A 9,595-nucleotide genomic window follows, 5' to 3' on the forward strand; every position below is an offset into this window, starting at 1 on the left:
CCCGGCCTCTCTCAACGAACCCACAACACACCAGGCCAGCAAGCCCGCAATACACCAACAAGCCCCCCTCCGAGCGTCAGCGCGGTTCGCGTGCGAGCATCCTCCGCTCGGTCGGCCGCCCTGGCCCATCTGGCCTGCCATGCCCGCGCGGACGCATTGCCGGCGCACCTGCGCAGCTGCCAGTGCCGGCTGCGGGGCTGCGTCTGGCATCCGCGCCATCGCGGCTGTGCCGGGCGGGTGCTGCTGGCCCTGACCCGCGACCTCAGCGGCCGCACCTGGCGGCTGGCCGACGCGTGCGCGGCCTGCGCGGCGGCGACCAGCAACACCGCCGTGGTGCCGGACACACTGCTCAGCCCTCGCCGACCGGCCGCATCAGCCCCCGTCCAGCCGCGGGTACACGGAGACGAGCGGCAACGGGTACGGGAGATGCTCACCCACCTCGCCTCCACCCTCGGCTGCGTCACCTCTCCCGCCGCCCGCCTGCTGGCCCTGCAATGCGCCCTGCGCGCCGACGCCCACGGCTGCGCCCGGCTGCCGGCCGGCCTGCTGCGCGGCATGCGCCTGCACCGGCACACCGAGGCGTGGCAGGAACTGGCACAGGACGACTGGCTCGACCTGCCCGACCCCCGGACATCGCCGTTGCAGGTGCGGCTGCTGGATGACGCGGCACTGAAGCAGGCCCCGGGCCGCAGCGCCCGCCGGCGCGCCGCCCACTGGGCCCTCAAGCCCACCCCGCTCATCGTTCCGGCAGCGGCAAACCCCGCAGACCGCCTGGCCGCGCTGGTCCTGGCCGCCCACACCACCACAGCCGGCCCCGCAGCCGACATGGCCGTCGTCGCCCGTCTGTGCGGGCACTCCCCCCACCAGACCGGAGCGCTGCTCGACCGGCTGGTCGCCGGCCGTACCCTGGCGGCCTGGCACCATCAGCGGGACACCGACGAGGTGCACTGGCAGCCGGCTCCCCTTCACCGGCCCGTCTCCGGCTCCGCGGACTCGTCTGCGCACTGACCGCCGCCAGGTTCGGTCAAAGAGCTTGGAGTAGAGGGCGATCGAGCCTTCCAGTTCGGCGAACGCAGGACCCATGACATGGCGGTCTTTCATCCAAGATGATGCTTCATCGACAGTCGATACAGCCTCTCTCAGCCGGGACCCCCAGTCCGGCCGCAGGTCGAATCCACGAAACGAACAGGGAGAGCGGGCGTGGATGCACCGGCTGATCGAAGCGGATCCGAACCGTTCGCTGATCGGTCCCGATACTGTGGTGAGGTTGGCTCATGGGTTCCCGATCGAAGCGCCGTGAAGCGCGCAACAGGCGGCAGCGCCGTTCCGGTCCGACGTCGCCGGTGTTCGACCCGCACGCGCAAGTGATGGTGGACTCCTTGACTGCCTTGATGGCGCTCATGGCCACGTTCGCTGGCGATGATCCTGCCGCGGCGGTCGACGCAGCATTCGACAAGGCTGTCGACGAGCTCGTCGCGAAGCTGGGGCGGTTCGACGCGATCCGGATCATCGAGGTGGCTCGTCAGCGGTTCCTGCCGATGGCGCGCGAAGGCGAGACGCCCGTCACTGTGGAGGCGGGCGCCGCGTACCTGGAACTGCTGGCGCTGGTCGCTCTCGCCGCCCGGCAAGATTCGGCGACGGCTGGTGCCCCCGCAGTCGAGGACCAGGAGATGAGCCACTTCGTCTCCGAGGCGAAGGACGAACTCGACGGGATCCTCCGCCTTGCACAGATACGGTCCTTCGCCGCCGTTGACCCGACCGACAAGCTTGCCCTCGTGTCCATGCTCATTCGTGGCGCCGAGGTATGGATGCGCAACTCGTCCTACCCGGAGATGGTCGCAACGACCAACCTGGCGCTTCTCGACGGCAACCCGAGCGTTCGCGCGGCGCTGAATGCCGAACTCGGCTTCGACGCGACCGACGCCCTGGCTGTCCTCGACGCATGCCACCACCTGCAGGAGGCTGGTCTGAATGACCGCCTCAAAGCAATGGGGGACACAGTGCTGGACGCGATGGCCGCGGTGGAGGCGGGCCGGGCGGACGACGGGCTAGCAGAACTCGCCAGGTCCAGTGTCATGTCGATGTTCGAGCCCGACGGCGACCAGGCCACTGTCGCGATCGACGACGTCGTCGCGCGCACGGGCATTGCTGTTGAACGTGTGGGGGCCGTTGTCGAAAGGTTCCGCCTCGACCTCGGGACGGCCAACCCTGCGGACGTCATCGATGCGTTCAGCACCGGCAGGAACCCGCTGCGTAGCCGGCCACTCGTCGTCGCTGACAACGGGCGCTTCATGCTGCCGCACCCGGCGTTGAGCGTATTCGCCGTCCGGGAGAACCTCGAAGAGCATCTGAAGACGTCGCCCGTATGGAGCCAGTACGCGAAGCATCGCGGAGACCTTCTCGAGTCCCGCACGCGCGACGCGCTCGACCGCGTACTCCCCGGGGCTCACTTCCGGGACGCGTTCGAGTACTACGTGCCCGCGAATGACAACGAAGCCAAAACTGCTGATCCGGCGAAGTACACCAAGCGCGTCGAGGGCGACCACCTCATCGTCCTCGACGACGTCGCCCTCATCGTGGAGGACAAGGCCGTCGCGTTGAGCGCCCTGTCCCGCGGAGGGAAGACGACACGGATCCGTACTGATCTGACCGGCATCATCACGAAAGCAGCCGAGCAGTCCGGCCGCATGCGGGATGCAATCGAGCGGGACGGTGGCCTACGTATCGAAGACGAAGGCTGGGTCGACCTCAGCCACATCCGTGAGATCCACACCATTGCCGTCAGTCTCGACGACCTCTCGACCGTCCTGACCGCCACCGCAGAGCTGGTGCGGGCCGGGCTGCTCACCCCCGACAACGTCCCCTGGACGGTGTCCCTGCACGACCTCGAGCTGATCACTGAACTCGTCGCACGCCCGGCCGAGTTTCTCCTCTACCTGCGTCGGCGCCGCAACCCTGATGTCACCGTCATGTTCCATGCACCGGACGAACTGGACCTGTTCCTGTACTTCTTCGAGGCGGGCCTTTGGGTCGAACCCGACCCGGCACAGGTGTGTGCCGCATTCCCGTTCCTCCCTGAGCCGACCACGGCCGAGCTGCGCCGCTACAGGGCACAGAAGCCGAGCTTCCTGACCAGCCGAACCGACGTGCTCGACAAGTGGTTTCACACCAAGGGACGTGATGACACAGGTTCGGGGTCCGCACCCAAGCCGGCGATGGTACCCTCCCCACTCGCACCTCTCCTCGACCAACTGCAGTCATGGAACGTCACCGGATGGCTCAGCATCGGCGCGACGCTGCTATCCCTGGCAACGCCCGCCCAGCACAAGTTCGCGCGCCACGGTGACATCCTCCTCAACAACCCGCGCCCGAACAGCCAGGGCCGCAGCATGACGGTGCCCGTCACGGCCAGCGTCGATCCGGCCGAAGGATGGTTGTTCGTGTGGGCGACGCGCCCAGCTGGACAGGACCCCGACGACGCCGAGAAGAACCTCCGTGGCTACCTGCGAGCCAAGAAACATCAGTTCGGCCTGCCGCGTGGCGTCGTCTTCCTCTACGACGAACCGACTCGCGATCTCGTCGGGGCCCTCTACGACGGACACATCGGGCCGCTCGACGCCGCGCTGACCGCCACCTTGCAGTCGTTGCGGCCTGCGTCAGAACTTCGACGCTCGATCCACCCGAACGCCAAGCGGCCACCACGCGGCACGAAAGACACTCCGAAACAGAGGCAGAAGCGAAAGCGGTAGCCCCTCGTGCCAGGGCTGCCGAACATCACAGGAAAGTCGTCTCGGCAGGCCGCCAAGCCAAGTGGCACGCGGCCAGCGCCGGTGCGAGGAGAGGCTCTGTCTCGCGCAAGGAGGCGGTGCTCCGGCCGGTGTTTGCGCGGCTCGGCCTGGACCGACGCCCCGGCGCGGCGAGCGTATGTCGGCTGGCGACCGGTGGTCTTTTCTGTCCCAGCGCATACCCAGGCGGCTTCACTGGTCCGGTGCTGTCCGAGCCGGTCCGGCTCACAAGCTCTAGTTCGGCCGGATGTCGGCATCATCGCGCAATCCTGACCGGCGACCTCGCCCGGGTCCATCCGTGTCCCGCTGCACGATGTCAATCCGCTTGCACCGCACAGGATTCAAGCCTGATCCTGACCAGTTCGCCAGACGCATGCCTAGGAGAGGTAGGAAAGGTCGCGCATGGATATCAAGCCGTTGGAGGAACTGCAGGCCGCCGACGAACGCTCACTGCGCTTCACGCCTCTCGGCCTGGGCCAGATGCAGCCGGAGGACGCCGCCGACTTCCAGCAGCGTGTGATCGCGGGGCTCAGGCTGGCCGACGATGTCGCTGAAACAACCCAACACAAGTTCGAGCAGTTGCGCACCGCTCACAGCCACGGAGTGCTCTGCTACGAACTGTTCACGCTGGTGGCAGACGTGGCCCGGCTGACGCTGGAGCAAGCGTTGCGGGACCGGTTCGTCGCCCACCATGGACAGGTCGTCGAGGTCCGGGATCGCAAGAGGCACGAGCACCAGATCACGATGACCAGCTACAGCGACTTCTTCGAGCAGTACAAGAAGGTGCGCGGCGCGGAGATCCGCATGGGCACTTCCCGGGTGTGGGAGCCGTTCAATGCCATGCTCGACGGGTTGCTGACCTGGGCCCGCCGCGAGGGCATGTTGCGCGGGCAGCGCAACCGGTCTCTGGAACCGGTTCTGCGCAGGCTGCGGAACATGGTGGCGCACGGCACCTACCACCTGACCTCTCCGGTGGAAGCTGCCAGGGAGCTTTCCGACCTTGCGGAGATCATCAATCACCTTTGGGGGCACGCGACACCGGGAGGCCGGCTGTATCCGGCACCGCTCAGCCGGAGCATCATCGCCATCGGCTGGAGCGACAACGGCGAGTACACCACGGCTGGCTACGCCAGCCAGCTGGCCCAAGAGGACGAGGAGGGGAGGTTCACCTACGTCCTGGTCCGTGCCGTGTTCTGCCCGGGCGGAGTCACTGACCCGAACCTGATGGAGTTCGATGCTCGAAGCGCCACCACCGTCTTCCCCGCCCAATACCTATGGGGTCCTGGACCGCGTGCTGAAGCCATCGCCTGGCTGGACGACCATCAGCCTGAGCCCGATCTGTGCGACTACCTCGATCAAGTGGTCCTCGTACGCGTCAACGATGGCCACGTCTATCTGCCGATGTACCCGGGCGTGGCAGCCGGACTCCCCGGAGCTGAGCAGGACGGCACCTGGTACGCGCTTCGTGTCGACCGCGGGCTCGACGGGCTCGCCCATGTCCGTGCCATCGCCGATGCCGGAACAGAGCATGCCCGTGATGGCGAGTGCAGTGCGTGCCCCGTCGAAACGCTCGCCAGCGGAGACCTCACAACGGTCCTGCAGGCAGCGCGCCACGCGGGCGCAGACGCCACGCCATTGCCCGTTCCGGACGTCCGCACGCCCTTCGCCGACTGGCTTAACCGTCCGGCATCCTGAGGAGGCGAGCGGGTGTCTGATCCCATGCGCTGTTCACGACAAACCCTACTCCGCACCGACATCTTCGAAGAAGAAGACTGTCGGCGCGAAGCAGACTTCAAGCGTAGCTACCGCAGCTCAAGCGACGGTTGGTTCGAGCCGTCCACCAAGTCCTACGCGTCCTCATCCGGAGCCTTCGCGAGCTGAGCCAGTACAGAAGCCGCGTAGCCGAGCCAGGTGTGCCGGGGCAGACGTCCGCGTGCACCGAGTGCGATCTCCTCATCATCGGCCCATCCACGGACGACGCCCTCGGGAATGAGGCTGTCGTCGCCGAGGAAACTCGCCATGCCGACAGCATGGAGCTGGTAGGAGGCCAGGCCTCGAGCGCCCAACGCGCCATTTGCCCTGACCTCGATCCCCGCCTTCCGCGCCCATTGGCGAGCCGCCTGGGTCAGCTCCCGATCCACCCGGCCTCGCGGGAGGGCACGGGATGCATCTTGTCGGCATCCGCAGCTCTTGGTGTTCCCGCGAGTGACCTCGGCCTGCGGAAGCCCGGTGACGACCGTCTTGCACCTGCACTGGTAGTCCCGCAGCGATCCAGCTCGCTTCTTCGGATTGGGGTACGGGGGGCCCACCGGTGTCAGCCAGCTGTCCGCATGTGGCTCGGTGGCCTTCAGTTGCCGTGGTGCGGCGGCCGCTTTCGAAGCCTTGGGAAACCGGCGGGGCTGGTATGGCATACCTAGCAGAGCCTTCTCCACGTCGGCCGCCGCTGTCTCCGTGCCGTGCTCCAGGTAGCTGGCGAGGCCGGGCAGCGGGTGCAGGCCAAGCTGGTGAACGCGCAGCAGGACTGCGACGGCTACCTTCCACGCGCTCCAGCCTGAGCCGACAACGACATCGTGAGGTCCAACCGGGTCAAGGTCTTCGCGGACCCGGATCACCGTCTGGCCGGCAGCGGCCAGACGATCGGTCTTCAGGCGGTCGTCGGCTGCGCGGTCGCGCCAGGACTCAGGTCCATGGGTCTTCCAGCCGTCGAACTCCACAACGAGTTGCAACGCCTCTTCCCACATGTCGACCCGCACGCCGCGGTACCGCTTGCCGGGCGCTGGGGCGAGTGGAATCGGCGCCTCGAGCTCCAAGGCGGGCAAGTGGGGACACAGCTCGTGGTAGAGCGCCAGCGCCTTGGCGGAGACGTTTTTGCTGCACTTCAGACAGCCAGACCGCAGCGCCTTCGCGGTGCGGCGGTTGGGCGGTGCCGGCCAGTCCTCATGCTCCCCTTGTGAGGACGTACAGCGCCACGTCACCTCGATCTTGGACCCGACGGTGGTGTTGTGCGCGTTCCGGCCCGCCGGGCCACGCACCCATTGCTCCGCGAGCTCCGGATACCACGCAGCCAGGCTGTTGGAGGCGTCGGCTTGGTCGGAATTGCAGACCGGGCAGCCGTTGATCCCAGCCGCTTTCCCGTTCCTGCTCCGCCGGCCGGTGCGGCTCTTGGTGGGCTGCTTCCAGATATGGGTCGCCCAATACCATTCTCCGGTCCCAGGCTGGACAGCAGGAACCTGATGCCACCAGGTCACCGGCTTGTTGCTGCCGTAGCTGATCTCCTCTGGCGCACCAGAGTCGGGGTGGAGCTCAGCGGCCAGCGCGGAAATGGCCGCCACGGATCGCTCGAGAGCGGGTTTCTCTCCTGGCCGCGGGGCCGCGCCGGAGCACTTCGGGCACATGCTGGGCCGGTCGGTGCGGCTGCGGTCCTTCGGCGGAGCCATCCATGAGCCGTGTCCCGGTTCTACAGTGCAGCGCCATCTTCTGTCGGTCGCATCCCGCACGCCCACGAGCGCGGGATCCGCCGTGTCCGCCCACTGGTCCTTCAGCACCGTGACGTCGGCTACCGACAGCTCGCGTGGATCGGGGGCAGCCTGCATGGCACTGAGGATGTTGTCCCGGAGCTCCCGGTTGGCAGCATTCTGCTTCTCAATCTTCGCGCGTACCTGTTCCAGCGAAGCGGTGACCTCAGCACGCCACTGCTGCGTGAGCTCCTGCCAGAACTTCTTCTGACGCTCGTACTGATCTGCGCGGCACAGACCGACGAGCGACTCCGGAAGAACAAGCGCCTGCGTGCGTGGGGGCTCAACAGCTGAAGTAGCCCTGGCTCTCGGCGAGGAGGCAGCGGTCATGCGCCGATGATGGCGTACAGCACTGACATCGCCCCTCCTTGGCTGTCCCCGCTCCACCGACGTCTGAGAGTTGTCGGTGGCGGCGACGATGCCGCCCTCGGGTCAGGAGCGTGGACCAGGCTAGGGCACTGCCGGGGCTGTCGCCCTTGACGGTCACGGCGCCTTTGCTGCTTCGCACGCATGAGCTGTCTTGGGAGGCTCTGGAGCACCTTGTGGTGGCGTTGGCGGTTCAGGCCGACCATGCTCTGGAGGCCCGGGCCTTCGGGCACGGCGGCCAGGCCCAGGACGGGGTCGACGTGGTGGCGTTCTTCGCTTCTCAGCCCGCCGCGGTGTCAGGCCAAGAGGTATGAAAAGTTCGCCGGCTTCGCTGCCGAGGGTCAGCGAGGACAGGCGTGCCCCTCCGCTCGGTGCCCCATCCACACCGCCACGTCGCATATCCGCAGCGCACTCACCGTCTCCGGCACCCCCGCGACCTGGCGCAACTTGAGCAACTGGCGGTGCAGGGCGCGATCGTCCGCGCGCAGCGCGGTATGCAGCGCAAGCCAGAACGAGGGGCGGGGGCGGCCCAGAGCGCAGCGCACCACCTTGTCGTAGACCGGTAGCAGGCGCGGACGCTTCCTGGCCAGGAGCTTCCCAGCGATCACCCACCCGACATCAAATTGACCTTCGAGCAGTCGCCAGGCGCGGTCTGCCGGCGAGCCGTCGGCCACAACGACCGCGTCGGCATCAACCATGTCGATGTCCCTGGGAATGGCCTGCAGCAGACCGGACAGCCGCGCGCCGAGGCGGCCCTCCAAGAGGTCCAACGCGACAGGCGCCGGAACGGTGACCGACAACGCCTGCACCGCGACCAGGTCCTCCGCCGTGATCCGGTCGGCCACCTCCGGCCTGTCTCCCCCACCAGCCAGATGCTCGAACCGACTGCCGGTGAACCCGGCCACTCCAGTCGGCAGACCTACACCGAAGTAGCGCCGCAGATCACCCACAGCACGCTCGGCACCCATCCGTTCTTTCAATCGCTGTCCCAACGGCGACAACGACGCTCCACTGGGAGAGATCACGCGAATCCATCCTTCATCGAGATCATAAGCAAAGCAGTCTGCAGCAGGACGGTCAGGCGGGCGTGTCAATACAGAGGCAGCTGTCAGGCGCCACACCGCCACCACGGCAGGACGACGGCAGCTTGTACTCGCGAAGCGGCACAACCGGGTTGCGGTCCGTTCGGGCCCTCTCCAGCAGCGTGGCATGCCCAAGGTATGAGGCCGTCGGCGGGACACGGCCGGCGAAGAGCCTGGGGGTGCGGCCGGGACGTGCCCAGGCTAAGGGTTGCCGTGGCCAGCAACCGACCGTAATTCCTACGAAAGGGCATCCCCTAACGCTTCGCTGCTGGCTCAGCGGTGTGCGGGGCGCAGGTACTCAGCAGGACGGTGCGCACGAGCTCTTCGCCGCGGGTGGTGCTGGCCTCGAAGTCGCGGTATGCCATGGCGGCAAAGTCAGTCAGGGGCGGAAGTGCCCGCGGCGCTGCTGACTGCACGGACCATGACTCTGTGGCTACGGCAACTATTTTTGAGGACCTGGAGGAACTGCGGCTCAGCTCACCGCTGCCACGCGTAGGGCCCTGCTGAGCAGGGCAGGGTTGCCCAGGCGGCGGCGCAGTTCCCTCTCCAGCCCAGCGACCGGCACCAGGTTCTGGGGGGCCCGGGCGTCTTTGTACTCGCAACTGGCGTACCGCGGCAGTACCAGTTGCGAGAGGTTAGCCAAGGCGATCGCCTCCGGGGCGGGGATGTCGGCGGCGCATTCCAGCCTTACTATTCCGGCCCACGGGGCGCCGGGCGTACACGGTAGGCGTAGGTACCAGGCGTGCCGGTCCCACGCACGGCAAGGAGAACATCCCCGACCTGCACCTCAACGGCCGCGAAGCGGGTGAGACGGCGGCCCGGGCCGGAGCCCGCCGGCTGGTCCTCA

Annotated in this window: 5 protein-coding genes and 1 pseudogene; 4 read left to right on the plus strand and 2 right to left on the minus strand. The window is 67.3% G+C overall.

Features of this window, described 5'->3' with window-relative positions:
* Positions 1 to 90: 90 nt before the first annotated feature.
* The 3 genes from AB0E85_RS38995 (at position 91) to AB0E85_RS39005 (ending at position 5,480) form a co-directional block, all read left to right on the plus strand.
* A complete protein-coding gene (locus AB0E85_RS38995) occupies positions 91 to 1,008 on the plus strand; it encodes a hypothetical protein (RefSeq protein ID WP_361937511.1) in 918 nt (305 codons plus the stop codon).
* A 266-nt stretch (positions 1,009 to 1,274) separates the two neighbouring features.
* The gene (locus tag AB0E85_RS39000) at positions 1,275 to 3,749 is read left to right on the plus strand and encodes a preprotein translocase subunit SecA (RefSeq protein ID WP_361937512.1); all 2,475 of its coding nucleotides are present in this window, start codon (positions 1,275 to 1,277) and stop codon (positions 3,747 to 3,749) included.
* A gap of 438 nt (positions 3,750 to 4,187) precedes the next feature.
* Positions 4,188 to 5,480 carry a hypothetical protein gene (locus tag AB0E85_RS39005; protein ID WP_361937513.1) on the plus strand — a complete coding sequence of 431 codons (1,293 nt, stop codon included), beginning with the start codon at positions 4,188 to 4,190 and terminating at the stop codon, positions 5,478 to 5,480.
* A 152-nt stretch (positions 5,481 to 5,632) separates the two neighbouring features.
* On the opposite strand, the gene AB0E85_RS39010 is transcribed toward AB0E85_RS39005, so the two are convergent.
* Together AB0E85_RS39010 and AB0E85_RS39015 are read right to left on the minus strand one after the other, a co-directional pair.
* Positions 5,633 to 7,630: a zinc-ribbon domain-containing protein gene (locus tag AB0E85_RS39010; RefSeq protein WP_361937514.1), complete on the minus strand. Its 1,998-nt coding sequence runs from the start codon at positions 7,628 to 7,630 to the stop codon at positions 5,633 to 5,635.
* A 377-nt stretch (positions 7,631 to 8,007) separates the two neighbouring features.
* A complete protein-coding gene (locus tag AB0E85_RS39015; protein WP_361937515.1) occupies positions 8,008 to 8,691 on the minus strand; it encodes a DUF6308 family protein in 684 nt (227 codons plus the stop codon).
* 810 nt (positions 8,692 to 9,501) lie between these two features.
* On the opposite strand from AB0E85_RS39015, the pseudogene AB0E85_RS39020 reads away from it, so the two are divergent.
* Positions 9,502 to 9,595 (plus strand): annotated as a pseudogene (locus AB0E85_RS39020) (MBL fold metallo-hydrolase); the annotation flags it as partial.

It is taken from the genome of Streptomyces sp. NPDC029044, assembly GCF_040637495.1.
Taxonomy (GTDB): Bacteria; Actinomycetota; Actinomycetes; order Streptomycetales; family Streptomycetaceae; genus Streptomyces.

Coding starts and splice junctions, on each gene's coding strand:
- AB0E85_RS39000 (WP_361937512.1), top strand. CDS start 1,275: ATGGGTTCCCGATCGAAGCGCCGTGAAGCGCGCAACAGGCGGCAGCGC.
- AB0E85_RS39005 (WP_361937513.1), top strand. CDS start 4,188: ATGGATATCAAGCCGTTGGAGGAACTGCAGGCCGCCGACGAACGCTCA.
- AB0E85_RS39010 (WP_361937514.1), bottom strand. CDS start 7,630: ATGACCGCTGCCTCCTCGCCGAGAGCCAGGGCTACTTCAGCTGTTGAG.